This is a genomic window from Rhodococcus sp. NPDC006774, from assembly GCF_040636045.1.
GTDB lineage: Bacteria > Actinomycetota > Actinomycetes > Mycobacteriales > Mycobacteriaceae > Rhodococcoides.
Map to the genome: position 1 here is coordinate 55,447 of NZ_JBEYIW010000010.1, position 26,052 is coordinate 81,498.

Annotated in this window: 25 protein-coding genes; 18 read left to right on the forward strand and 7 right to left on the reverse strand. The window is 63.8% G+C overall.

All coding sequences use genetic code 11. From position 1 onward, the window contains the following. Positions 1-31: 31 nt before the first annotated feature. From ABZ677_RS16560 to ABZ677_RS16570, 3 genes are read right to left on the reverse strand one after another with little or no spacing between them, the layout of a single operon-like run. Complete coding sequence (locus tag ABZ677_RS16560) at positions 32-1,003, reverse strand: ABC transporter substrate-binding protein (RefSeq protein WP_037190964.1); 972 nt, start codon at positions 1,001-1,003, stop codon at positions 32-34. A gap of 55 nt (positions 1,004-1,058) precedes the next feature. Then, positions 1,059-2,156, reverse strand: coding sequence for an ABC transporter permease (locus ABZ677_RS16565; protein WP_080730678.1), 1,098 nt, complete (start codon positions 2,154-2,156; stop codon positions 1,059-1,061). After that, positions 2,153-2,932, reverse strand: a complete 780-nt coding sequence (locus tag ABZ677_RS16570) for an ATP-binding cassette domain-containing protein (protein WP_037190962.1) — start codon at positions 2,930-2,932, stop codon at positions 2,153-2,155. The genes ABZ677_RS16565 and ABZ677_RS16570 overlap by 4 nt, the downstream gene beginning before the upstream one ends. A gap of 408 nt (positions 2,933-3,340) precedes the next feature. Here ABZ677_RS16570 and ABZ677_RS16575 point away from each other — a divergent pair, with 408 nt between their 5' ends. Beyond that, positions 3,341-4,066: an SDR family oxidoreductase gene (locus ABZ677_RS16575; RefSeq protein WP_358371121.1), complete on the forward strand. Its 726-nt coding sequence runs from the start codon at positions 3,341-3,343 to the stop codon at positions 4,064-4,066. A 31-nt stretch (positions 4,067-4,097) separates the two neighbouring features. Continuing rightward, entirely contained in the window at positions 4,098-5,105 is a 1,008-nt protein-coding gene (locus ABZ677_RS16580) for a LacI family DNA-binding transcriptional regulator (RefSeq protein ID WP_358371124.1), read from the forward strand. Here ABZ677_RS16580 and ABZ677_RS16585 read toward each other — a convergent pair. Then, positions 5,090-5,671, reverse strand: coding sequence for an AAA family ATPase (locus ABZ677_RS16585; protein ID WP_358371128.1), 582 nt, complete (start codon positions 5,669-5,671; stop codon positions 5,090-5,092). The two genes, ABZ677_RS16580 and ABZ677_RS16585, sit on opposite strands and share 16 nt — an antisense overlap. Positions 5,672-5,746: 75 nt before the next feature. Between ABZ677_RS16585 and ABZ677_RS16590 the strand changes: the two genes are divergently transcribed. The 7 genes from ABZ677_RS16590 (at position 5,747) to ABZ677_RS16620 (ending at position 14,339) form a co-directional block, all read left to right on the forward strand. Then, positions 5,747-6,751: a LacI family DNA-binding transcriptional regulator gene (locus ABZ677_RS16590; protein ID WP_358371131.1), complete on the forward strand. Its 1,005-nt coding sequence runs from the start codon at positions 5,747-5,749 to the stop codon at positions 6,749-6,751. Between the two features lie 10 nt (positions 6,752-6,761). Continuing rightward, positions 6,762-8,117: an FGGY family carbohydrate kinase gene (locus ABZ677_RS16595; protein WP_358371134.1), complete on the forward strand. Its 1,356-nt coding sequence runs from the start codon at positions 6,762-6,764 to the stop codon at positions 8,115-8,117. Positions 8,118-8,188: 71 nt separating this feature from the next. Then, a complete protein-coding gene (locus ABZ677_RS16600; RefSeq protein WP_094634861.1) occupies positions 8,189-9,073 on the forward strand; it encodes a tagatose-bisphosphate aldolase in 885 nt (294 codons plus the stop codon). A gap of 71 nt (positions 9,074-9,144) precedes the next feature. Continuing rightward, positions 9,145-10,224: an alpha/beta hydrolase gene (locus ABZ677_RS16605; protein ID WP_358371137.1), complete on the forward strand. Its 1,080-nt coding sequence runs from the start codon at positions 9,145-9,147 to the stop codon at positions 10,222-10,224. Positions 10,225-10,292: 68 nt separating this feature from the next. Further along, complete coding sequence (locus ABZ677_RS16610) at positions 10,293-11,918, forward strand: long-chain fatty acid--CoA ligase (protein WP_358371140.1); 1,626 nt, start codon at positions 10,293-10,295, stop codon at positions 11,916-11,918. Positions 11,919-12,018: 100 nt separating this feature from the next. Beyond that, positions 12,019-12,396, forward strand: coding sequence for a hypothetical protein (locus ABZ677_RS16615; RefSeq protein ID WP_358371143.1), 378 nt, complete (start codon positions 12,019-12,021; stop codon positions 12,394-12,396). Next, on the forward strand, positions 12,393-14,339 hold the full coding sequence (locus tag ABZ677_RS16620) for a primary-amine oxidase (protein ID WP_358371146.1): 1,947 nt from the start codon (positions 12,393-12,395) through the stop codon (positions 14,337-14,339). Before ABZ677_RS16615 ends, ABZ677_RS16620 begins: the two co-directional genes overlap by 4 nt. Before the next feature lie 16 nt (positions 14,340-14,355). Here ABZ677_RS16620 and ABZ677_RS16625 read toward each other — a convergent pair whose 3' ends face one another. Further along, positions 14,356-15,075 (reverse strand): hypothetical protein, encoded by a 720-nt coding sequence (locus tag ABZ677_RS16625; RefSeq protein WP_358371149.1) that lies wholly within the window; start codon positions 15,073-15,075, stop codon positions 14,356-14,358. A gap of 252 nt (positions 15,076-15,327) precedes the next feature. Next, complete coding sequence (locus ABZ677_RS16630) at positions 15,328-16,086, reverse strand: GntR family transcriptional regulator (RefSeq protein ID WP_358371506.1); 759 nt, start codon at positions 16,084-16,086, stop codon at positions 15,328-15,330. Between the two features lie 245 nt (positions 16,087-16,331). Between ABZ677_RS16630 and ABZ677_RS16635 the strand changes: the two genes are divergently transcribed. From ABZ677_RS16635 to ABZ677_RS16675, 9 genes are read left to right on the forward strand one after another with little or no spacing between them, the layout of a single operon-like run. After that, a complete protein-coding gene (locus ABZ677_RS16635; RefSeq protein ID WP_170945960.1) occupies positions 16,332-17,096 on the forward strand; it encodes an inositol monophosphatase family protein in 765 nt (254 codons plus the stop codon). A 5-nt stretch (positions 17,097-17,101) separates the two neighbouring features. Continuing rightward, positions 17,102-17,380, forward strand: a complete 279-nt coding sequence (locus tag ABZ677_RS16640; RefSeq protein WP_094619741.1) for a hypothetical protein — start codon at positions 17,102-17,104, stop codon at positions 17,378-17,380. 1 nt (position 17,381) lies between these two features. Beyond that, a complete protein-coding gene (locus ABZ677_RS16645; protein WP_358371153.1) occupies positions 17,382-18,944 on the forward strand; it encodes a sodium:solute symporter family protein in 1,563 nt (520 codons plus the stop codon). Then, positions 18,944-20,212 (forward strand): M20 family metallo-hydrolase, encoded by a 1,269-nt coding sequence (locus tag ABZ677_RS16650; protein WP_358371155.1) that lies wholly within the window; start codon positions 18,944-18,946, stop codon positions 20,210-20,212. The genes ABZ677_RS16645 and ABZ677_RS16650 overlap by 1 nt, the downstream gene beginning before the upstream one ends. A 13-nt stretch (positions 20,213-20,225) precedes the next feature. Beyond that, positions 20,226-21,026, forward strand: a complete 801-nt coding sequence (locus ABZ677_RS16655; protein WP_358371158.1) for an SDR family NAD(P)-dependent oxidoreductase — start codon at positions 20,226-20,228, stop codon at positions 21,024-21,026. Between the two features lie 10 nt (positions 21,027-21,036). Then, complete coding sequence (locus ABZ677_RS16660) at positions 21,037-22,446, forward strand: amidase (RefSeq protein WP_358371160.1); 1,410 nt, start codon at positions 21,037-21,039, stop codon at positions 22,444-22,446. Beyond that, complete coding sequence (locus tag ABZ677_RS16665) at positions 22,443-23,378, forward strand: phosphotransferase (protein WP_358371163.1); 936 nt, start codon at positions 22,443-22,445, stop codon at positions 23,376-23,378. Before ABZ677_RS16660 ends, ABZ677_RS16665 begins: the two co-directional genes overlap by 4 nt. A 7-nt stretch (positions 23,379-23,385) precedes the next feature. Beyond that, positions 23,386-24,330, forward strand: coding sequence for a choline kinase family protein (locus ABZ677_RS16670; protein WP_094741599.1), 945 nt, complete (start codon positions 23,386-23,388; stop codon positions 24,328-24,330). A 1-nt stretch (position 24,331) separates the two neighbouring features. Next, positions 24,332-25,660, forward strand: coding sequence for an aminotransferase class III-fold pyridoxal phosphate-dependent enzyme (locus tag ABZ677_RS16675; protein ID WP_358371166.1), 1,329 nt, complete (start codon positions 24,332-24,334; stop codon positions 25,658-25,660). Positions 25,661-25,668: 8 nt separating this feature from the next. On the opposite strand, the gene ABZ677_RS16680 is transcribed toward ABZ677_RS16675, so the two are convergent. Next, a complete protein-coding gene (locus tag ABZ677_RS16680; RefSeq protein WP_358371169.1) occupies positions 25,669-25,956 on the reverse strand; it encodes a hypothetical protein in 288 nt (95 codons plus the stop codon). Positions 25,957-26,052 lie beyond the last annotated feature (96 nt).

Below are 26,052 nucleotides of genomic sequence, written 5' to 3' on the forward strand. Positions count from 1 at the left end.
CACCGCAGCTGAAGGGGTTACAGGTCAGGAATCAGCAGGACGACTTGTAGACGTACTGCGCGCCCTCGCCGTCGATGTTGTCGGCGGTGATCACATGGAAGCCGGTCGAGATCTCGGCGGTGACCGGCTGGTCGTTGATGGCGGCCATGGCCTGCGCGACGCCGTCGGTGCCGATGGTGTCGGGCTGCTGCGCGATCAGAGCCTGCACTGTTCCCTCACGAAGCTGCTTCACCTGTGCGGGGCCTGCGTCGAATCCGATGATCTTGACCTGATCCTGCTTGCCCGCCTGCCGAACTCCGGTCGCGGTGCCCTCGGCTGCGAACGTGTTCGCCGCGAAGATGCCGGTGATGTCGGGGTCTTTGGCGAGGGCGGCCGAGACCAGACGAGCAGCTTCGGCCGGGTCGTTGTGGCTGTACTGCACGCCGAGGTAGTCGAAGGCAGGGTTGGCATCGACGGCTTCCTCGAAGCCCTCCACTCGGGCGTCGGCAGTGGAGATCCCGGGATCGGTGGAGATGACGAGCACCTTGCCGCCGGCCGGGTTGAGCCGCTCGATCGCGTTGAACGCTTCTGCCCCGCCGCCCTTGTTGTCGGACGAGATCGAGGAGACCGCGATGGACGGGTCTTCCAGGGTGGTGTCGACGAGGACGACCTTGATACCTGCTCTGGAGGCTGCTTCGAGGGGTGCCTGCATGGCGGCCACGTCGGTGGGCGCGATGAGAATCGCCGACGGCCGCGATGCGACAACCGAATCCACGATCGGCTTCTGCAGGGTGGGATCGAACTTGACCGGGCCCTGGGTGTCGACGGTGACGCCTGCATCCTTCGCCGCAGCTTCGATTCCGCACTGCATGCTGATGTAGAACTCGTCGCCACTGACGCCCTGGATGAAGGCGATGTTGCCGCTGCCGCCACCGCTTCCGGAGTCGGACGAACAACCCGCCAGGAACATGGCGGAGACCGAAGCGACACTCAGTGCAACGACGGCGGTGCGTGATGTGATCATGGTCGACTTTCTTGTAAGGGGTGTGCGATAGAGGGAGTTTCGAGACCGGCCGAGGTTAGGGACTTCGGGACCAGAGTTTCTTGAGGGAGCTGGGCGATTGACCTCGGCTCGCTGCGTCGCGTCGACGCTGATCGAAGTAGACCGCTGCGATGAGGACAGCACCGACGGCGACCTGCTGCCAGAACGGCTGGACTCCGACGATGACGAAGCCGTTCTGCAGCACGGCAGGGATGAACAGTCCGACGACGGTGCCGAACATGGTTCCGATGCCGCCGAAGAGGCTCGTTCCACCGATGACCACTGCCGCAATGACATTGAGGTTGGTCTGCGACTGGCCGGCGATGGCGGTGGTGCCGTACTGCGACAGAGACAGGATGCCCGCCAGTCCGGCGAGGGTGCCGGAGAGTGCGTAGACCTTGACCAGGTGCATGTCCACCTTGATGCCGACGCGTCGAGCAGACTGCTCCTTGGAGCCGACGGCAAAGGTGTAGAGGCCGAACTTGGTGCGATGCAGCACGATTCCGAAGATCACCACGAGCACCAACGCGATGCTCGAAATCAGGGGAATGGTGGTGGCCGGGAAGTTTCCGTAGCCGATGGTATCGACCAGGACCGGTGGGACGTCGCGGATGTCGACGCCCCCGGTGATGACCTGCGAGAGCCCGAGAGCTCCGCCCAAGGTCCCGAGAGTCACGATCAGCGGAGGCACGTTGGCCTTACCGATCAGGAAACCGTTGAGCAATCCCCAGCAGAGTCCACACCCCAGTGCCACCACGATTCCGACAGCGGCAACTCCCCATCCGTCGCCGCCGATCGCGGCCATGGTCTTGGCCGAGACGACTCCGGAGAAAACGAGAACGGAGCCGACCGAGAGATCGATGCCACTGGTGACGATGACGAACGTCATGCCGATCCCGAGAACGGCCAGGATGGATACGTTCTGGATGATCTGGCGGATGTTGCCCCACTCGGGGAAGCTGCCGGGAGCCATGATCGAGAACACGAGGCAGATCGCAGCCAAGACCAGCACGATCTGAAACACCTGAACCCGGGCCAACTTACCGAGCGCTTCGACGAGATCGAAGGAGTGCCGAGACGGCTTGTCGCCGGGCGGCATCGGCTCGAGGGAGGGGCTGATGGTCTGGTTGGTCATCGTGTGGCTCCGGTGGTTGCGCCGGTCATCGCGCCGACGAGTTCTTCCATGGTCGTGTTCTTGGCGTCGAGAGTGGCGACGCGCTTGCCCATCCGCAGTACCTGAACGCGGTCGGCGACCTCGATCACGTGCGGCATCGAGTGACTGATGAACACCACCGCCACTCCCCTGTCCGCCACGCGGCGAATGGTGTCGAGAACGTTTCGGGTCTGCACCACCCCCAGCGCCGCGGTCGGTTCGTCCAGGAACACAACGCCTTTGGCCCAGGCGACCGCGCGAGCGATCGCAATGGCCTGCTGCTGGCCACCCGACATGGCTCCGACGGGAACGGTGAGGCTACGCACGGTCGCTCCGAGTTCGTTCAACGCGTCCTGCGACTGCTTGCGCATCGTGGAGACGTCGAGAAAACCGAGACGGCCGAGCAGCCCTTTCGCGGGAAGTTCCCGACCGAGGAACATGTTCTGCTGCGCGTTCAGGTGCGGCGCGAGAGCGAGATCCTGGAACACCGTCTCGATGCCCAGTTCGGCTGCCACGGTGGGACTGTCGAGATCGACCGCGGTGCCGTCGAACAGGATCTCGCCGGTGTCGACCGCGAGACTGCCCGAGAGCGCCTTGACCAACGTCGACTTGCCTGCACCGTTGTCGCCGATGAGGGCGACGACCTCGCCGGGGTAGATGTCGAAATCGGCGTCGTCGAGGGCGCGCACGTTTCCGAAGCTCCTCGACAATCCCCTCGCCTCGAGGATCGGTGTCGCAACAGGTGCAACGCTGGCCATGGATACTCCTTGGTCGAATCGAAAACCGTCGGATGCGGGATGGATACCCCCACCGGTGCCCGTGCAGCACGGTCGGTGATCGTGGTCTGCGAGGCAGGTCGAGCTCCCTGCGGGGCTCGTTGTGTAAACGAGTGTGACCCACGCAACCCGCATTGTCACGTGTTTCGGGAAAATTCATGTCACCGGTGACATGGCACAACTCCTGCACATGGACGGAGCCGCACCGTCGACCCGCTATCGGACCGAGCGGTACCGTCTCTGAACTGGGAATATTTGCGATCTGCTCCATTTTCGACCTGATGGAACGGTGCTGAGGTACCGTCCATGACACCGATGACATCCAGCACGCACCTGCGGCAAATGACATCGATGACATGACCGATTCGGAAACAGTGAAGGTTGACGCACATGGCGAAGTTCGACGGCCGAAAGATCTTGGTGACCGGTGCCAGCGGCGGTATCGGCTCGGCCACGGTGAGAAGGCTGGTGGCCGACGGCGCGGACGTCGTCGCAGCCGGTCAGTCGGTGGACGCACTGGACAAGCTCGCCGACGAGACCGGCGCGCAGCCTCTGGCGTTCGACCTGACCTCCGAGGACAGCGTGCGCGAGGCCGTCGAGGGGCTCGAGCTCTACGGAGTGGTGAACTGCGCCGGCTTCGGCGGCGAGATCGCCACGCCACAGGACACCGACATCTCCATCTTCGACAAGGTCATCGCCATCAACGCGCGCGGCGCTCTCCTCGTCATCAAGTACACCGCCCCCGCGATGATCGCCGCCGGTGCGGGGGCAATCGTGAACGTGTCGAGCCAGGCCAGTCTCGTCGCCCTGACGGGTCACATCTCGTACGGCTCCTCGAAAGCTGCCCTGGACAACATCACTCGGGTCTCGGCCCTCGAACTCGGTCGCCACGGAATCCGGGTCAACGGAGTCAATCCGACCGTCGTGATGACGGAGATGTCCGCGTTCTACTGGGGCCGTCCGGAGATCGAGCAGCCGTTCCTGGCACAGATGCCGCTGGGTCGCTGGGCCACCGAGGACGAGATTGCCGCGCCGATTGCCTTCCTGTTGAGCGATGATGCTTCCATGGTGACCGGGGTGTCGCTGCCGGTGGACGGCGGCTACACGAGTCGATGACGAGCAGACGACGAGCAGACGGGGGTAGATCATGACCACCATGCAGGATGTCGCGGCACTGGCCGGAGTCAGCGCCAAGACCGTCTCACGGGTGTACAACAACGATCCGCACGTCGACCCCGACACGCGCGCTCGCGTCACCGATGCCCTCAATTCACTGAACTACGTTCCGAACACGATGGCGACATCGTTTCGCAACGGTCAAGCGGCGGCAATCGGTGTGGCCGTACCCGATATCGACGATCCGTTCTTCTCCTCCATCGCCCGAGCCATCGAGGAACGCGCCCGCGAGGACGACATGGCCGTGCTGGTCACGAGTCTGGGGCACGATGGTGGCCAGGAGCAGGCTCTGGTCGAGTCGTTGCTGCGTAGACAGTTGAGCGGCTTGATCATTGCGCCGACCGGTTCCGATCACGGCTATCTGGAGCGCTGGATCGACAAGACGCCGACGGTCTTCGTCGATCGGGGACCCGACGGCCTCAAGGCCGACAGCTTCGTCGACGACGATCACGGCGGGGCGGTGTTGGCCACCGATCATCTGCTTCGACTGGGACACACTCGGATCGCGGTCATCGGCGACACTGCCAATATTCCGACCAGCCGGAATCGACTCGAGGGGTATCGAGAGTCGTTGCAGGCCCGAGGAATCGAGTTCGACGATTCTCTCGTTGCGCTCGGCGTCATGGGCCGCGACGATGCTCGCAGCGCCCTGACCGCACTGACAGCACTCGACGATCCACCGACTGCGCTGTTTCTGTCCAATGCCCGCGTGGCCATGGCATGTGTGCCCGTTCTGCAGCAGATGCAATTGCTGCATCTGGCGTTCGTCGGATTCGGCGACTTTCCGCTGGCGGATGCAGTGTGGCCGCCGGTGACGGTGATCGACCAGAATCCTGCTCGGCTCGGCCGATTGGCCATCGAGCGACTACTGGGCCGAATCGAGAATCCCGGCAAACGCTTCAAGCGCCGCAACATCCTCGGCGTCGAGCTCATCGAACGCCGATCCTGCACGCCCGGAAGCGATCACCGCTGCGACTGATCCTGGAGCGCATGCGCAACCAGATCGACCTGCAGTGGTGTCGACAATTCGGCATCGATCCGCAGATGCGGAACACGCGGCTTCTCCACCGGGGGATCCGTCGGCCGATGAGCGTCGCGCTCTGCCCCGCGGGCCGCCCGTCGACGCGCCAGCAGCTCCGGCGAGCCGTCGACGTGGACGACCATCGTTGCTGCGGGAGCCACCTGCGAGACCAGTCGTTCCCACTCCGTGCCCGCGGTCAATTCGCGGGTGAAAGGCGCGACCAGAACGGGGCGCTGACCGATCTCCACGAGGTCCCTCGCAGCAGCGAGCAGTACTGCGTACCGGCCGGCACGAATGCGTTCTGCGTGCGGCCCCGCACTGTTCCAGTGTGGGCCGTCCAACAGCGAATCCAGTTGATCGAGTAGTGGATTGGTGAGTGTGTCGAGGTCGAGCAATGCCGTGCCGAAGCGGCGCGCCAGCTCGCGTCCGAGGGTGGTCTTTCCACTTCCTGCAGCACCCGCGACGAGCAGAACCGGCAGTTGATCCCGATCGATCGCGGAAACGTCTTGACAGGCATGAGGCATGACGTGAATCATACAAGACAACGTTGTCTCGCACCGTTGCTACAGCGAATACAATTCCTCCGATCGAGAGTTCACGTGACCGAGCGCGCAAGCATCAAAGACGTCGCCGCATTGGCAGGCGTCAGCTTCAAGACCGTCTCCCGTGTCGTCAACGGCGTGGACACGGTGTTGCCCGAGCTGCGCGAACGCGTCGAGGCCGCGGTGCAGACGCTCAACTACGTCCCCAATTCCGCTGCACGTTCGCTGAAATCGGGATCCGGCAACACGATCGGGATCATCGTCGATTCCATCGACGACGTGTTCTTCGCATCCTTGGTCAGTGCCGTCGAGGATCGCGCTCTCGAACACGGACTGGCCGTCATCGTCGGCAGCACCGGGTTCGACGCCCAGCGCGAACGTGATCAGCTGGCGTTGCTGGCCGGTCAACACGTCCGCGGCATCATCCTGGCGCCGGTCGGCGACCACAGCGATTTCCTCGTGCCGCGTCGCCGAACACTTCCCACGGTGACCATCGACCGCTCGATCGCGGGATTCGATTCGGTCATCGTCGACGATTACGGTGCTGCCAAGCGGGCCGTCGAGAAGCTGGTCGAGGGCGGCCACACCCGAATTGCGTTGCTCGGCTTCGACGATCGACTGCAGACCGCACAGTTGCGCCGTGAGGCGTACTTCGATGTTCTCGCGAACCTCGGCCAGAAGCCCGAGGCCGCTCTCGCTCCCCCGGTGTCCCATGCCGCGGACTCGGTACGGCCGGTGGTGAAGAAGCTTCTGGCTCTGCGCAATCCGCCGACCGCCTTCTTCGTCGCCAACGCGCGGCATGCGACGGCCGTGGTATCGGTGCTGCACGAGATCGATCGCACCGACGTTGCCATGGTCTCGTTCGGCAACTTCTCGCTCGCCGATGCCGTCAGCCCCTCGGTGACCTGCATCGACCAGGATCCATACCGGATCGGCACCCTCGCGTTCGATCGCCTGGTACAGCGCTTCGACGATCCCTATCTCGAAGTCGAGCAACAGATTGCGCCGACCACCCTGGTCGAACGACTCTCACATGCACTCCCCTTACCTGCACAGAAATGAGAACATCCCCGTGAATCCCAGACTCGTTGCGGGACTCGACCTCGGTAGCACCGGCATCAAGGTGCTCGTGATCGACGAGGCCGGAACCGAACTGCTCATCGAGCAGAGTCCGACGCCGTGGCATCACGGCCCGGGCGGAACCACCGACCTCGAGGCCGAGGACCTGCTCGCGACCATCGCGAATCTGCTCGACGCCGTCGCGCGTCGACTGCCGGAGGTGACCGGCGATCCCGCGTCGCGCATCGATGCGATCGCCGTGTCCGGAATGGGTGAGACGGGCTTTCTTCTCGATGAAGACAACGTTGTCCGAGCCCCGGCATTCGCGTGGTTCGATCCCCGAGGGCAGCAGCAGGTCGACTCACTGCCCCAGGATCTCCGTGACCGGTTCGCCGGCACGACCGGACTCCCCGTCGGCGTGCAGGTCTCGGTCGTCAAGATCGCGCACCTCCGCGACAACGGACTGAATCTGACCGGACTGCGATGGTTCAATCTGCCCGAGTTCGTCGTGCTGTCCCTCGGCGGTCGTGCGGTGGCCGACTACTCGTTGAGTTCCAGGACGGGACTGCTCGATCAGGACACCGGCGAGCCGTGGACGGAGATGTTGACGCACTTGGGCGTCGGGGCCGAGTTCCTCCCGCCCCTCGTCGACGCCGGCACCGATCTGGGAGCCGCAACCGGACCCGCCCTTCCCGACGCCATCGTGGGGGCACGGCTGACCGTGGCCGGTCACGACCACCTCGTCTCCGCCGTATCGGGTGGGGCAATCCCCAACGACCGGTATCACGTGTCGATGGGCACCGCCGAGGTTCTGCTGCGAGTGCTCGACGCTCCCCTGACTCCCGCGGCTCGAAGCCGTCTGGCCGATCATCTGATCAATTCGGTGCGGCATGTGGTTCCTGGCCAACACGTACTCGTCGCCGGGGTCAAGACCGGACTGTTGATGCGACGGGCGTTGCAGTTGTGCGACATCACCGACCGCGCCGGGCGTGACCTGCTCGATCAGCGAGTGTGCGCATTGCCTGCAGGCGGACCGGTTACCGACGGTGGGATAGAGATCGCCGGGGCCCGCAACGACGACGGCGTGCTGTCCATCGCCGTCCGTACGGACGGGGTGAACGCGGCGGAGCTGTTCCGTTCGATCCTGTTGCACGGCAACGACGAGATCGCCCGCCTCATCGCTGCCCTCGACGCCGAGGTTGCCCCCGCTCGGACCACGCTGCTCACGGGCGGCTGGGCGGGAATGGCCAGCGTTCGGGATGCCCGCGCGCAGGTGCTCCCCGAAGTCTCGGTCTCGACTCGCGCCCAGGACACCGCCTACGGCGCAGCACTGTTCGCTGCGCGCCTACTGACGCTCATAGAAATCTGAGCCCACATTTCTGCAGCGAGACAACGTTGTCTCACTTACTCGCAGCCCCAACCCACACCAGGAGAAAAACAATGAACGAACTCACCACCCTCGAACGTCGCGGAATGGCCGCCATCTCCACCGCCGACGGCAACATGCTCATCGTCGCCGGAGATCAACGCAACGGCATGAAGGCAGTCATGACGGATGCCACCGACGGACCCGGCTCGATCACTGTCGAGCAGCTCGCCGACGCCAAGGCCGATCTGGTTCGCTACCTCGGCAATCACGCGCCGGCGATCCTGCTGGACCCGGAGGTCGCACTGCCGAAGATCGTCGACGAGGGCGTGCTCTCGCGCAACACCGCGTTGGTGGTCGGCATGGATGCCTCGGGCTTCGAGGAGACCGACGGCTTGCGCTACACCCGCTTCGTCGACGGCGTCACCCCGCGAGTCGTCCGCGATCTGGGCGGCGATGTCGCCAAGATGCTGTTCTACATGCGCCCCGAACAGCAGGGCGTCGATTCCCGTGTCGCCGAGGAGATCCGCGACCTCGTGAAGGCATGCTCCGCCGAGGGGCTGTTGCTCATCGTCGAAATCCTGACCTACAAGCTCGAGGGCGAATCGGACGAGGACTACAAGGCCGGCTTCGGCAAGATCATCGCCGACTCCACCCGCATCTCGGTCGAATGCGGCGCCAAGGTGCTCAAGCTCCCCTACCCCGGTTCCGCCGAGGCATGTGCAGCCGTTACCGAAGCGGCACAGGGTGTTCCGTGGGCAGTGCTGTCGGCGGGCGTCGACCACGAGACGTTCATCGAGCAGGTACGCATCGCGGTCGCCAACGGCGCGCGCGGCGCGATGGCCGGCCGCTCACTGTGGAAGGACAGCATGGCCGTCTCCGCCGAGACCCGCGAGGACCTGCTCACCAACCGCGCTCTCCCCCGTCTGCGCGAACTGAACGAGGCCGTCGACAACTGACATCGTCCTTCGACCGAGCCCGGACACCCCGTCTCGGGCTCGGTCGACGCCGTTCTGAGTAGCGTGAACCCATGACGCACCCCTCGACGCACCTCGACATCGTCGCCGCTCCCGGCGTGTTCGCCGACCTCGCGACGGCGCAGGAATTGGTCGCCAGGGCGCTGTCGGCCCGAGGACTTACGGGCGGAATCGTCGACACCGCAACCGGTTCCGACGAGACGATCGTCGTTCCCGGTGACGGGATCCCGATCGACACGGCGTCGTACGGCGGTGTCGTTCGGGTCGATCTGGGCCAGTGCACACCGGACAGATCACCGGGCATCCGTACTCACATTCGCGGCCGCGGACTCGACGGTCTGCGATTCGCGATCGACAGCGTGTACTTCCACCGCTTCCACCCCGGCACGATCCTGTCGTACGGGGATCACCCCGAGCAACGCGTCGAGCAGCGGTTACCCGAGAGCGACGGTCCGTTTCCTGTTGCCGTGCTGATCCACGGTGGATATTGGCGGTCGCGGTGGGAATTCGACCTGATGGACGCGATGGCCGTCGATCTGACCGCGCGGGGCTACGCCACGTGGAACGTCGAATATCGTCGCCCCGACGAACACGGGTGGGATGTGATGACCTGCGATGTCGCGTCCGCGATCGCAGCGTTGGAGACGGCACCCGGCGATCTGGATCTGTCCCGGGTAGCTCTGTTCGGCCATTCGGCGGGCGGTCAACTCGCACTGCGAGCCGCGGGCGATTCCGTTGGAACGCCGGTCGCCCCTGCCCTCGCGGTCGGCCTGGCCGGCGTGCTCGATCTGCGGGTCGGCGATGAGCGCTGGCTCGGCGAGGGTGCGGTGTCGAATGCGATCGGTGCGCGATTCGCCGGTGCGCAGGAGACGTACGAGGCATCGTCTCCGATCTCGAGGCTTCCGCTCGGCGTTCCGCAGTTGGTGGTGTGCGCGGTGTCGGACGATCCCAACCTGCTCGAAATCAGTCGGGCGTACTACGCCGCCGCGTCGGCTGGCTCGGATTCGGTCGTCTCGATCGAAGGACCCGGGGGCCACTTCGCGGTCGTCGATCCCGCGTCGGAGATCTATCAGGACATGGTTCGCGAGGTCGACGCCCGAATCCGAGGTACCCGAGACCACGCGTCCGAGTAAGTCCGTATCGTGCATGGTGTGACGCGCAGCACAACGACGTGCATGCCGAGACTTCAGGAGCGAGATCGATGAAGAGCACCATGCAGGACACCCCACTGTCCATCGGCCAGCTGGTTCGATTCGGGACGTCCATTCACTCCTCGGCCGAGATCACCACCTGGACGGACACCGGTCCGACCACGGTGACCTTCGGGGAATTGGGTAGGCGGGCAGCGCAACTGGCACACGGTCTGCGGTCGATCGGCATCGACGACGATCAGCGCGTCGGAACGTTCATGTGGAACAACGCCCCGCACATGGAGGCCTACATGGCGATTCCTGCGATGGGCGCGGTGCTGCACACGCTGAACATTCGGCTCTTCCCCGAGCAGCTCACCTACATCGTCAATCATGCCGAGGATCAGGTGATCATCGCCGACGCGAGTCTGCTCCCCCTCCTGACACCCCTGCTGCCGACGTTCGAGACCGTGCGGCATCTCGTCGTCGTCGGCGTCGACCCGGCGCAGGTCACTGCACCCGACGGTATCGAGGTGCTGGGCTACGAGGACCTGCTCGCAGGCAAGCCGGAGGAGTTCGACTGGCCCGAGCTCGACGAACGATCAGCTGCCGCAATGTGTTACACCTCGGGCACCACCGGCGACCCCAAGGGGGTCGTGTATTCACATCGCTCCATCTACCTGCATTCGATGCAGGCCTGCATGACAGATGCGATGGCAATTGCGCAGTCCGACAAGGTCTTGGCCATCGTGCCGATGTTCCACGCGATGTCGTGGGGATTGCCCTATGCAGCGCTGATGGTCGGTGCGTCGCTGATCATGCCCGACAGGTTTCTGCAGCCGGCTCCGTTGGCGGAGATGATGTCGACACTGCGTCCGACGGCCGCGGCGGCCGTTCCGACCATCTGGCAGGCCCTGCTCGCTCACCTGGACGAGCACCCGGCCGATCTGTCGAGTCTGCGTGACGTGGTGGTCGGCGGTGCCGCGTGTCCACCGAGTTTGATGCGGGCGTTCCACGAGAAGTACGGGGTGCACATCTCGCAGGCATGGGGCATGACCGAGACCTCGCCTCTCGGCACGTCCGGCAAGCCCGATGCCGGGCTGTCGGCTGAGGACGAGTTCGATTTGCGTTGTACGCAAGGACGATTCGTCGCCGGTGTGCGAGCACGACTCGTCGGCGATGCCGGTGAGGTGTTGCCGTGGGACGGCAAGACCGTCGGCGAACTCGAGGTGCGTGGCCCGTGGATCACCGGCAGCTACTACCGCGCCGATGCAGACGACAAGTTCGACGACGGTTGGCTGCGGACGGGTGACGTGGGCACCATCTCCGAGGGCGGCTACCTACGACTGACCGATCGCTCCAAGGACATCATCAAGTCCGGGGGCGAGTGGATCTCGTCGGTGGAACTCGAGAATCAGGTGATGGGACACCCGGCCGTTCGTGAGGCCGCGGTGATCGGTGTGCCCGATCCGAAGTGGGACGAGCGGCCCCTGGTGGCCGTTGTCGTCCGCGAGGGTGCATCGGTGACAGCCGAAGAACTGAAGGAGTTCCTCGACAGCCGCGTGGCGCATTGGCAGCTGCCGGAGCGCTGGACCTTCATCGACGAGGTCCCGAAAACCAGCGTCGGCAAATACGACAAGAAGCGACTGCGTAGCTCGCATGCCGACGGGGCATTGAACGTCATCGAATTGGTCTGATCCGGTCGGCGAGTTACACGTCCCTCACACGACCTACGAATACCAGTAATGGTCTACCCCTAACGTCGTAACCGACCGCGACGACAGGGAGCCCCGGACAGTGTTGATCAACCGTTGTGCAGCGGCACTTGCGGTGACCTCGGCCGTTCTCCACCTGAGGATGGGGATCGGCAGCGCGATCGGTGTTGTGGTCGCCGCCATGGCTGTGGTGTGCCTGCTGTGTGCTGCCGATCTGTGGCGGTCGACGAACAATCGCCCGTGGGTTGTCATGGCGGCGGCGAGCGCGGTGATGCTGCTTGCGCATGCATCCGGTCCGACGGGACATCATCAGGCCGTCGTGACCGACAGTGTCAGCGAGGTGTCGGCGGCCTCGATCGTCGCGGTCGTCGAACTCACGCTCGCCGCCGTCGTGGTTTTCGTTCGCACGCGCCGCGTTCCGCCAGAACTTCTCCACTACCCACTGCAGGAGCCCCGATGACCGATACCTTTGCGCCCGTTGTAGTTCACCCCCTCGAACCGCTGACCCCGCAGGAGATTTCGAGGACGTCGGCGATAGTCGTTCGCGAGCAGAGTCTGACCTCCGCTGCACGCTTCGTCTACATCGAGCTGCTGGAGCCGACCAAAGCCGCTCTGCAGCAGTCGGATACGGACCGTCGAGCATTCGTCGTCCTGCGTGATCGTGACGCCCATGCCACCTTCGAGGCAGTGGTCTCGCTCAACCATGACGCCTTGCTCAGCTACACCGAGATCGCCGATGCCCAACCACCCATCACGTTGGAGGAGTTCCTTCGCTGCGAGGACGTCATCAAGGCCGACCCGCGCTGGCAGGAGGCGATGATTGCACGCGGCGTCACCGACTTCTCGCTCGCGATGGTGGACAAGTGGGCCAGCGGCCACACCATGGAGGGTGACAACCCCGGTGGTCGACGCCTCGCCCGCCCGCTGACGTTCGTGCGGAGCGAAGCGCAGGAGAACGGATATGCGCGGCCCGTCGAGAATCTGGTCGTCACAGTCGATATGGACACGATGGAGGTGGTCGACGTCGCAGACACCGGAGTGGTTCCCATCCCACAGACTCCCGGCAACTACCTACCCGGATTCTACGAACGCCCCGGGAATGTCCCGGAGTTCTCCCACCAACGCGCACCGATGAAGAAGATCGACATAACCCAACCCGACGGTCCGTCGTTCACGGTGGACGGCCACTACGTCGAGTGGGCCAACTGGCGCTTGCGCGTCGGCTTCACACCCCGTGAGGGGTTGGTGCTGCACGATGTCGGTTACGTCGATCGCGGAACTCTGCGGCCGATCATCCATCGGGCGTCGCTGTCGGAAATGTACGTACCGTACGGCGATCCCGGTGACAGCCAGTGGAACAAGAACGTGTTCGACGAGGGCGAGTACGGTTTGGGCGTTCTCGCCAATTCGCTTCAGCTGGGCTGTGATTGCCTCGGTGAAATTCACTACTTCGACGCGTACGTCAACGATCAGGACGGTCAGCCGATCGAACTTCCGAATGCGATCTGCATGCACGAGGAGGACTACAGCATCGGTTGGAAGCACACCGACTTTCGCGACAACGTGGGCCAGGTCCGACGCAACCGTCGTCTCGTCGTGTCGTTCTTCGCCACCGTGGGCAACTACGACTACGGATTCTATTGGCATCTGTATCTCGACGGGTCCATCGAGTTCGAGATCAAGCTGACCGGCATCATCTCCACCGGTGCGATCGAGCCGGGCACGATCCCCGAGTTCGGCACCCTCGTCGCTCCCGGTCTCTACGGGCCTCATCACCAGCACTTCTTCAGTGTTCGTTTGGACATGAAGGTCGACGGCGAACGCAACAACTTGTACGAACTCGAAGCCGAGGCCGTACCCGTCGGGCCGGACAATCCCCACGGCAACGCGTGGCGTCAGACCAAGCGGCACCTCGCCACCGAGTCGGAGGCACAACGCCTCGCCGATCCACTCCGGGCCCGCTCCTGGTTGATTGCCAACGCGGACAAGAAGAACAAGCTCGGTGGGCACATCGGGTACAAGATCGAGCCGTCCGGTGCGGTCGCTTTGCCTCTGGCACAGCCCGGTTCGCAGCAGGCTCGCCGAGGCGGGTTCGCCACCAAGCATCTGTGGGCGACGCCGTACGCAGAACGGGAGCGCTATGCGGCCGGTGAGTACGTGGCCCAGAATCCGGGACCCGACGGGCTGGTGAAGTACACGAGCGGTGACCGTTCCCTCGAGAACGCCGACCTGGTCATCTGGCCCACGATCGCTGCACACCATGTGGTGCGCCCCGAGGATTGGCCGGTCATGCCGGTCAGCCATGTGAGTTTGCACCTCAAGCCCACCGGATTCTTCGACGGCAATCCGATGCTGGATCTGGCACCGGAGACGCCGAAATCCACTGGGCACTGCTGCACCTGAACCCAAACGCAGAAAGTCATGTCGGCCGGGGTCCGACGATCGCAGATCCGCCCAGCCGACGTGCTTCGTGCAAGGCTGCGATCGCCTCTGCCAAAGAGGCATCGTCGAGAAGATGTGCATACTGCTGCGCGCCGTCCAGATCGTCAAACTCCGGCAGGGCCCGACGGCCGTTTGCCTGCTGAATCTCGGCAGCGACGGACAGCACCTCCAGACCTGTCACCGTAGAGAAGGTAGCGACCAAACTTCTTAAAGAACGAACCCAGGTCCAGAATGACGGTGCTACGAGAACCGGAACCGCGCCACGGCCCTGAAGTGCCGTGTAGACATGCCGGTTGACACTAGCCACCGACAAACAATGCAACACGTGAAGATAGTTGACTCCCGCAACTGAGAATGCCAACACGAGCGGCCCGATGATCGCGAAGTTTCCTGAACTGGCCATTGCAGGGAACGTGGCGACCAGCAACACTGCAGAGACGACGAGCATAACCGCCATGGCTGTCCCGAAGCTGCGACGTGATTTGAACCGCGTCAACGACTCCGCGAACCACACCTCCCGGGTGACCTTCTTGACGTATATCTCACGCTGACGCGGGCAAGGTAGGTCGCGACTACGCTCCAAGTATTCAGCAACTCGCCTTCTGACGATTCCTTGCCACGAGTATTTCTCCACCGCGGCGATTGTCGCGATTGCGGTGAAGAACAGGGTCCCAATTCCGACTACATTTGCAAGCATGGCCAAGATGCTAACGATAGCTACTGACATCCCGATCTAGTACCGAATTCAATTGACTTGCGTTGCGTCACTCCTCGAATCCAACTTTCCAGTGCACTGTGGGCACTCACTGTCGGCTCGTCGTGATTGCCCCGTTCGACACCACAGCAAAGCAGTCGCTTCCGCCGCAGCGTGGTGCGACAACGCGCTTGCAGTACCGACCAACTTGCTCGCACGAATTGGGCGCGGCACATCACATGCCTCGAATCCGATCTACGTGACCGATGCACTCACCAGCGACGAGGTGCGCACACTCAATCGCGTTCGGTCGGCTCGGAACAGGTCCACCGAATACTCGACGGGCCGTTCGGACTGGTCGTATCCGATGCGTTCGAGCTTCAGGATGGGCGTTCCCTCGGGTTGCCGGAGCAGCGAGCCCGCGGGCGCACTGATCGTCGCCAATTCGATGGATTCGTCTGCCATACAGACCGATACGCCGAGCCGGGTACGCAGAGCCTCGTACACCGAGTCCAACGGGGTCTCCAGAACTCGGCCACAGATGCTGTCGCTGAGGTACATCTGCTCCAGCGACAGCGTGTCGCCGTCGGCGAAGCGCAGCCGCAGCAGCGATACCACCGGTCCGTCTCCCAACACCTGTGCCGCCTCCGGGCTCGGCTCGGCGATACGCGCTGAGATCACCTTGGTGCCGTCTCGAAATCCCTGTTCGTGCAGCATCTGCGGGACGCCCTTGACGGTGTTGAGGCTCCGCAGCAGTCGCCGGCTCTGACAGAGGGACTGCGCACTTTCCGGCGACGACGAACCTGGCGTCACCGAGGTCAGGAACGCACCGCCGGCTCTCCCCTTCGTCCGTCGGATGACATCGTCGCGTTCGAGGAGATCCAGCGCTTTGCGCAGCGTCGTCCGTGACGTGCCGAGTCGCTCGGCCAGTTCGCGTTCGGGAGGCAACCGGGCAACGGACCGCGATTCGAGCTCGGCCACCAACCGAAGAAGCGCCGCGTGCGTCTGCTCCATCAACAGCACCGAAACACCTCGATTTCCTTCGTCACAACTGCAGAAGCCCATTCAATCTTCAATCAGGCCCGCGCAACACCCCTCGACCTGGGCATTAACGCACGATTAACACGGCGGGTGTCCTATGACCCGCAACCAGGTCACGCGTTACACGACGTTCACGTATCGACGAGAAAACCAGAAATGGTCTACGCCCATCGTTGCACCTACCCGAGAACGCAACATCTACCGAAGGGTGCAACACCGTGGAGGATTCCAGGTCGGCACGCGCCGCTCTCGGCGTGGAGCTCGCCCGCTCGGCGGGCGAGATCGCTCGTCGCTGGTTCGACACCTCAGCCCTCACCGTCGAGCAGAAACAGGACGGTTCCCCTGTTACGCAAGCGGATCGAGACATCGAAACCCACATTCGGGCCGCCGTGGCCGAGCACTTTCCCGCCGACGGCTTCCTCGGGGAGGAATACGGCGAAACCAGCGGCACGTCCGACTACCGCTGGATCGTCGACCCGATCGACGGCACCAAGTCGTTCGTGCACGGAGTTCCGCTGTACGCCAACCTGATTGCACTCGAGGAAGACGACGATGTCGTCTTCGGCGTCATCAATCTCCCCAGCGCCGACATCCTGATGCACGCCGAGCGCGGCAAGGGATGCTGGAAAAACGGAGAACGGGTGCATGTTTCGGACAGGACCGATCTCGACGGGGCCTACGTCATGGCAACCTGGCTCGAAGACTGGCACTCGGACACCATCGTCGACCTGCATGCCGCAGGCGCAGTGTTGCGTACCTGGGGCGATGCCTACGGCTACATGATGGTCGCGAGCGGCCAGGCCGACGCGGTGGTCGATTACACCACCCAGATCTACGACCTCGCACCCATGCCGGTGATCATCGAAGAAGCCGGCGGCACCTTCACCTCGCTCGATGGAGCGCGAGACTACAACAGCGGCAACGGCATTGCGACCAACGGCGCATTGCACGACTCGGTTCTCAAAATAGTCAACCAAGGATGACGCACATGAAAGAGTACATTCGCGGCCTGAGCCGAAAGAACATCATGACGTTCTTCGGCAGCATCTACGCTCTCGCCCTGCTCTTCGCACTGTTCCCGCCGCTGTACATGTGGGGCAGTGGCATTCGCTACGAGATCCTCGGCATTCCGTTCGCCATCATGTACTGGCTGATCGACGGAGTCGTTCTCGGGCTGACTCTCTGGGGTCTCTACATCGTCGAGGACATCCGCGGCGAACTCGACGAGGATCTCCTCCCCGCTACCGCACCGCTGACTGGAGAATGACATGTTGATCATGCTGGGAATGCTCGGCGTCTTCTACGCCGTCGTCATCTTCATCCTCTACACCACCCAACAGAAGACCTCCCCCACCTTCGACGAGTACTCGGTGGGCGGCCGCAGCTACGGCCCCTGGTACGTCGCGATGAGCTACGTCAACTCGTGGTGGCCGGGCTCGGTGTTCATCGCATTCTTCGGACTTGCCAGCGGCGCAGGCGTATTCGGACTGTACGGCCTCGCGTACTCCAGCCTCGGTGTCGCCATGATGTACTTCATGGCCACCCGTGCCTGGCGCTGGGGAGCGAAGTACAACCTGCGATCGCAGCCCGATCTGCTCGGCCTGCGCTTCAACTCGCGCGGCACCAAGATCGTCGCCAGCGTCATCGGCATCGTCTCGCTCTTCCCGTGGGTCGTGCTCGGCATGCAGGCACTCGGCGAGGTGTTCCAGATCGCCAGTGCCGGAGCATGGTCCGTCACCACCTGCCTGTTCGTCGGCCTGGCCGTCATCGTCATCCGCCAGTACTGGACCGTCAAGATGGGCATGCGCGGCCTGATCATGACCGACATGTTCCAAGGTCTGGTCGCCTACGTCTTCTCTGCGGCACTGTGCCTGATTCTGCTCTCCGGTGTCGCGGGCGGCCCGATCAGCTTCGCCACACTCGGCGATGTCGCCGACGAATACCTCCGCGTTCCCGGAGACGGCGACTCGTACGGCCCGTTCTACCTCTTCGCCCTCATCTTCACCGGCGTAGTCGGATCACTGTGCTGGCCGACGAGCTTCCAACGGATCTACACCGCGTCGAGTGTCCGGGCCGTCAAGTCCGGCACCATCCGCACAGTGCTGATCTCCGGAGTCTTCTACTCCCTTCTCATGCTCGTCGGTATCGCCGGCACGGTCATGCCCGCCGTCGCCGATTCACCGCAGACCGGCTGGTTCACCATCGCCGAGAGTTACGGCGGAACGTGGCTTCTGGGCCTCGCGGCCACCATGGTCTTCGCCGCATCCATGGGCCACATCGACGGCAGCGTGCAGGTCTGCGGACTGCAGATTGCCAACGACATCGTCAACTCCGACAAGCGCAAGCTCACCGACAGTCAGCTCACGAAGGTGGCCAAGACGAGCATGCTCGCGTTCATGGCAGCGGCAGCAATCGTCGCCTACGCCACGTTCAACATGACCCGCCTGCAACTGCTCGCACAGATCTCGTATCAAGGCGTTGTGCAGCTTGCCATCCCGCTGTTCCTCGGTGTGTTCTGGCGAGGCGGTAACGGTAAGGGCGCAGTCGCAGGCATGATCTCCGGATTCACCGTCGCACTCGTCCTCACCGCGATCTACCCGGACGACATCGCCGGACTCGGCAGCCTCACCGGTGGCGTCGTGGGTATGGCCGTCAACCTGGCCGTCTTCCTCATCGTCTCCAAGGCCACCGGAACCACGGCCGAGGAGAAGGCCCGCGTCGACGAGATGTTCGAGGTCGGCAAGCGTCCTACTCGCACCGCACCGGTCGACCTGTCCTTCGAGAACCAGATCGAAGAACTGGCCGCCAACCCCGCCCCGGAGAAGATCTAGTGCCTTTCCTCGACGACTTCGCCGCGATGTCGCAGTTCGGCGCCACCGCCGCCGGTGGTGTGCACCGAGAGGCAGCAACCGCTGACGACGGTCGAACCAGGCGGTTCCTCGCCGACTGGTTCGACCGGCACGGCTTCACCACCACCGTCGACGCGGTGGGAAACATGTACGGCACCGTCGAATTCGTTCCCGGTGCACCGTACGTCCTCGTCGGATCGCATCTCGACAGTCAGCCGACGGCCGGAAAGTACGACGGGGCCTACGGTGTCCTCGCCGCGGCACACGCCGCTCACGAGGTAGCCGAATGTATCGAACGTGGTTCGGTGACTCCGCAATTCAATCTTGCGGTGGTGAACTGGTTCAACGAGGAAGGTTCCCGTTTCTCGCCCAGCCTGATGGGAAGCGGGGTCTTCATCGGCAAGTTCGATGCCGACGACATCCTGAAGGTCACCGACCGCAGTGGCGTCAGCGTGCGGGATGCCCTGTCCGATATCGGATTTCACGGCAACGACAACGCGCCCGAGGCCGCCTCGTACGCCGAGATCCACATCGAACAAGGTCCCATCCTCGAGAACACCGGCACTACGATCGGCATCGTCACCGCCAACTGGGCCGCACGGAAGTACTCGATCACCGTGCACGGCGAGCAGTCGCACACCGGCGCAACTCATATGGCTCTGCGTCACGACGCGTTGGTCGGCGCATCGCGCATCGTGCTCGCTGCCCGCGATCTCACCACGCAGTTCCCCCAGGAGGCGCTGCTGGCCTCGGTCGGCGAGTTCGATGTCGAACCCAACTCCCCCATCGTCGTGCCGTCGAAGGTCACCATGGCCATCGACATCCGGTCCTCCGATCCTGAGATTCTCGAGCAAGCCCACGAGAAGATGCTTGCGGCAATCGATTCCGTGAACGCCGACGGGGAGGTGCGGGTCAGCATCGACACCTCGGCACTGCGGCCGTCCACGAGTTACCAGACCGAGGGCGTCGAACTCGCCGAGGAAGCCGCTGGGTCCCTCGGATTGTCGTGTCGACGGATGCTCACCATGGCCGGCCACGACTCGGTGAATCTCAAGGACATCGTTCCGACGGTGATGCTGTTCGTCCCCAGCGTCGACGGAATCTCGCACAGCGAGAAAGAACTGACCCACGACACCGACCTGCTCGACGGCGTGAAGATGCTGGCCGAGACGGTCGCGCGCATGGTGCGCGGCGATATAGGAGTCGGCCGATCTTCCGAACTCGCCGGCACCAGCCGCACTCGAGCATAGAAAGCAGAGCCAGATGATCGATTTGAGCGGCAAGACTGCACTGGTCACCGGCGGGTCCCGCGGCATCGGACGAGCAGTAGCGACCACCTTGGCGGCGGCAGGCGCGCACGTGGTGATCGTCGACCGCAGCGATGCACTACGCACCGACGGCGCATCGACATCGAACCTGATCTGCGCTGCGGGAGGCACCGCCGAGTCCGTCTTGCTGGACATCTCCGATTCCGAGCAGGTCGACGCGGTCTTCGCGGACGTCGCAGGCCGATCGGGCATCGACATACTCGTCAACAACGCCGGAATACTGAGTGCCGGAACGGTCCTCGACACGACCGACGACGCGTGGCGGTCACTGTTCGCAGTGAACGTGGACGGAACGTTCTTCTGCACCCGAGCGGCTATACGGCACATGGTCGACGCCGGGCGGGGCGGCAAGGTCGTCAACGTCGCGTCGATCAGCGGACTGCGGGCCAATCCAGGATTTGCCGGGTACTGCGCGGCAAAGGGAGCGATGGTCAACTTCACTCGGCAGGTCGGCATCGACTATGCACCGATGGGAATCAACGTCAACGGCGTTGCGCCCGGCTTCGTCGAGACCGACATGACCGCGATCTACGACGCGTCCATCCGCGGTGCTCTGGAGGCGCAGACCCCCAAAGGCAAGTGGGCAGATCCGCAGCACATCGCCGATACCGTGTTGTTCCTGGCCTCGTCGCTCTCGGACCACATCTGCGGAGAGATCGTGGCCGTGGACGGTGGCTGGCTCGTCGGCACTCCCGTGGTTCCAGTGATACCGGTGGCAACCGCGGTATCGGCATGAAAGGCACGCGATGAATCCCCTGTTGACCAGAACCGTCGCCGAGATTCGCGAGGCATTCGGCACCGGCGAGCTCACTCCCGTGCAGTTGCTCGATGCCACGCTGGAGCACCTCGCAGCCACCGACCCCGTGATCAATGCGATTGCGTACCTGGACGAGTCCGGTGCCCGTGCGGCAGCTCAGGCCGCCACCGACCGCCTCGCTTCCGGCCGTGCGCGAGGCGACATGGACGGCATTCCGGTGACCATCAAGGACAGCGTCCATGCGATCGGGATGCCGTGGCGGCATGGCGTGGCCGCGAATGCAGACCTGCCGATGTCCACCGTCGACGCACCACCGGCTGCCCGGCTGAAGGAAGCCGGTGCAGTCATCGTCGGGAAGACGACCATGCCCGACATGGGGATGATGGCAGCGGGCGTCAGCTCGCTGTACGGAATCACCCGCAATCCCTGGGACCTGTCCCGTAACACCGGCGGGTCCAGTGCCGGCGCGGGTGCGTCGTTGGCGTCGGGCATCGGTTTCGGCTCTGTCGGTTCCGATATCGCCGGGTCGGTGCGGTTGCCCGCCGGACACTGCGGGCTCGTCGCATTGAAGCCGACGCAGGGCCGCATACCGCATACCGCTCCGTCGACCATGCGATCGGCCGGTCCGATGGCACGCACCGTCGACGATCTCATCGATCTCTACCGCGTCATCTCCGGGCCGGACCCTCGCGATACCTGGAGCCTGCCCTACGAGGACACAACCGACATACGCGAGGGACTGGCACCTGCCGGACTTCGCATCGGCGTCATGCTCGACATGGGCTACGGTCCCACCGTTTCCGACGACGTACAGGCCATGGTTCGTTCTGCAGCAACGCAACTCAGTGCAGCGGGTGCCGTGGTCACCGAGATGCCGCCGATCTTCGGCGCAGATCCGTACCCGGCGTTGGATCGCCTGTTCCAGGTTCGCGCGCGCACGGAGTGGGAGGCCATTCCCGAGGATCGTCGATCGCAGGTACTGCCCGCGGTCGCCGACTGGGCCTCGGCGGCGGAAGAGTATTCGGCGGCTCAGTTCTCGCGCGACACCGATGCGGTCATGCGATCGCAGGAGATGATTCGGGCGCAGACGGCCGAGTTCGACTTCGTCATCTCCCCGGTCATTCCCACAGTGGGCTTCGGAGCCGAAGAGGTCGGGCTCGACCCGGCACAACCATTGGGCCACTGCAGTTTCACCGCGTGGTTCAACCAGACCGCACAGCCTGCCTCCGCACTCTGCTTCGGCTTCAGCGCACACATGCCCGTCGGGATCCAGGTCGTCGGACCGCGGTTCGCAGATCAGGCGGTGCTACGGCTGACGAAGTGGCTCGAGGGTGCGCGTGAGATCGAGATGAACTGGCCGACGGCTGTGGCCGCTGACAAGATCGGAGCACTGGGATGACCGTGCGACAGACATTGAGCGAGTTGGGTATCTGGGCCTCGGGCGAATTGACGCTGGAACCCGGAACCACCATGGCGAGCCCCAGCTGGTGGGGCGCTGACTCCGAGCGTTATTCGGCGCGGGCCGAGATTGCGGACTCCGGTGCGGGCTCGGCCGCGTACGTGAAGGTGATGGAACCGCATGCCCGCGACTACATCGATATCGCAGCAACGTTCGCGGCTGCGACCGCGGCCGGTGACGCGGGCATCGGCCCCACTGTCTTCTTCTCCGACGCAGCGTCCGGCGTCTTGGTGATGGAGGACTTCACCGGACGGTGTTCGACTGCAACGCTCGATCTGTTCGACGAGGATGCGAACGTCGAGAAGCTCGTGGCGCTGCGGGCTTCCGTTCACCGGCTCAGCGGAATCACCAGACGTGCATCGGTGTTCGAGGATCTGGCGCGTGTGCGGGGCTTGGTCGAACGGGTCGGCGGCGCATTGCCGGCCGACTTCGACTGGATGCTGCGCACTCTCGGGCCCGCCGAAGCGCGGATCGACAGCGCCGGCGTCGACGCGGTGCCATGCCACGGAGACGGCAATGTCTCCAACGTCCTAGTGCTCGACGACGGCAGCATGCGGCTCGTCGACTGGGACGTTGCGGCACTGATGGATCCGTTGCAGGACATCGGTGCGTTGCTCGCGGAGATCCGCCCGTTCGACACCGACGCACGTGAGGTGTTCGAGATGATGTGGGGATCGTTCGACAGTGCGCTGTTCGATCGAGCCCGCATCTACGGCATCGCCGACTCCCTGCGGTGGGCCCTCATCGGCTCGTATGCGGACGCGATGAGGCCGGGTACCCACGAGTACTCGAAGTTCTCCGACTGGCAGTTCCTGAGGGCGCGCGCTGGGCTGCGCGACCCGCATTTCGACGACCGAGTACGGAATATCTGAGGTGGCCATGAACGAGATCGCACTGGGATCCGCCCACACCGAACCCGAACGGCAGGTGGAGAAAGCCCTCGCCGCCGTTGCGGAGTGGGAGGGACTGAACATCACCTATGCCCCGGTACCCGGAGGGTTGATGAACAGCAATTGGCGCATCACCGTCGAAGGGAAGCCCAAGCGCTACTTCATGAAACTCCCCGGTGCCGGAACGGATTCGTTCATCGACCGGTCGCTGGCCAACGAAGCGGCCCGTCGCGCAGGCGCTTTGGACATCGGACCCGAGGTAGTGCTGTTCGATCCGGTGACCGGCGTGGAGGTGATCGAGTTCCTCGAAGGCTATCGTGCGTGCACCAACGGTGACCTCAAGCGACCCGAGATTCCCCTCGGCATGATCGATCTGTATCGCGTGCTGCACTCGGGAAGCAAGCTCAGCATCACGAAGACTATTTTCGACATGATCGACGAACACCTCGATCAGGTTGCCGAACTCGGCGTGCGGTTGCCGCGCGACGCCGAGGTGATCCTCGCGGAATACGGCCAGGCGAAGAACGCGATGCTGGCGTCCGGTCTGGATCTGGTTGCGTGTCACAACGACCCGATGCCGGGCAACATCCTGATCGGCGACGGCCTGCCGATGAAGTTGGTGGACTACGAGTTCGCGTCGAACAACGACCGCGCCTACGAGCTGGCCGTGATGATCACCGAGATGTTCTACGGCGAGCAGCAGACGATGGAATTGATCGAGGAGTTCTACGGCAAAGCCGAATGGTCGATGATCTCCCGCGTGCAAGTGTGTAGCGCACTCGCCGACGTCAAATGGGGACTGTGGGGTTGCATGAACCACAAGCTCAGCACCGCATGGGATTTCGACTACCACAAGTACGGAACCTGGAAGCTTGCCCGCGCGAGGATGAAGATGGCGGATCCGCGTTGGGCGTTCTGGCTGCAGGGGTTGTGAGGTGACCACACTCGATCGCGTCGGAGCCCTGAGCGTCAACGGTTTCGATGCGTCCTCGGCCGTGGGTCTCAGCACTCGCACGCTCGATCTGGTCGAGCGCCGAAGGCGCGTACTCGGGCCCGCCTATCACCTGATGTACGAGACCCCGCTCGAGTTGGTACGAGGCGAGAGTGTGTACGTCTACGACGCCGATGGCACGCGATACCTCGACATGTACAACAACGTTGCCAGCGTGGGGCATTGCCATCCCAGGGTGGTCGAAGCCGTCACTCGGCAGATGTCGTTGATCAACACGCACACGCGGTACCTGCACGATGCGGTGATCGGCTACGCCGAGGACCTGGTCGGCACCTTCCCCGACCGGTTGGACACCGCGATGTTCACGTGCACCGGGTCCGAGGCCAACGACCTCGCTCTCCGGATCGCACGGCACGCGACCGGCTGCCAGGGCATCATCGTCACCGACAGTGCCTATCACGGTGGGACTGTGGATGTGGCGGCATGTTCGCCGTCGATGGGTCCGACGTCCGTTCGAGACGCTCCGTGGTTGCGGACGGTTCCGGCACCGGATGCGTACCGGGTCGAGGGCGATCTGGGAACGTGGTTCGCCGAACAGGTGCAGACGCAGATCGACGACCTGGCCGCGGCCGGTATCGGTATCGCGGCTCTGCTGATCGACTCGATTTTCGCATCCGACGGGATCTTGCCGGAGCCGACACCGTTCCTGAAGCCTGCGGCCGATGTCGTTCACGCCGCGGGTGGGATGTTGATCGCCGACGAGGTGCAGCCAGGTTTCGGCCGGCTGGGCGCATCGATGTGGGGCTTCGAGCGGCACGGGTTGCTGCCCGACATCGTGACGATGGGCAAACCGATGGGCAACGGCATGCCCATTGCCGGACTGGTGATGCAGAGTTCACTGGCCGAGCAGTTCGGACGAGACCTGCGCTATTTCAACACCTTCGGTGGTAATCCGGTGACCATCGCTGCGGCGCAAGCGGTGCTGGACGTGATCCGAGACGAGGACTTGGTCGCCAATTCGGCCGCGATGGGTGCGCGAATGCTGGCAGGCCTGCGCACGGTAGCTGATTGCGTCGCTTCCATCGGGGACGTCCGGGGTGCGGGGTTGTTCGTCGGAGTCGAATTCATCGGCCCTGCAGGTCAACCGGATCCGGCCGAGGCACTGCGTGTGGTCAACGCGATGAAGAAACGCGGGGTGCTGATCTCGGCCACCGGTCTGTACGGAAGCACCCTGAAAATCAGACCGCCCTTGACCATCGAGGCGGCGGACGTCGACCTGTTCCTCGAGCAGCTCGCAACAGTCGTAGCCTGACGGTTCCGCTATCCGCTCCAGCCCCAGTTGTAGGGGTTCACCACAATTCGATACCAGACATCGGTGTCCGCAACGTTGGTGCAGGGCACCAGGATGTAGGACTGCGACGCCTGCTCGAGCGACAACGCCTTGTTGCAGAAGTACTGTGCGCCTTCGCCGGATTGCTCCGCGCGATAGACGGGGCCGTAGTGCCATTCGTCGGCACTGGCTGTCCCGACTCCTATCGTGGCTCCGGCTGCGAGCGGTAGCGCCAGGAGTCCGGTCAGAACAGCAATGCGTCGGGTGGAGTGGGTCATCGGAGACCTTTCGTCGGTGGCACAGTCGTCGCCGGCCGTCGTCAGGCCACCGACTCGATCCCTTCACCTGTGAAGTCGCACGAGAACCGAGTTGCG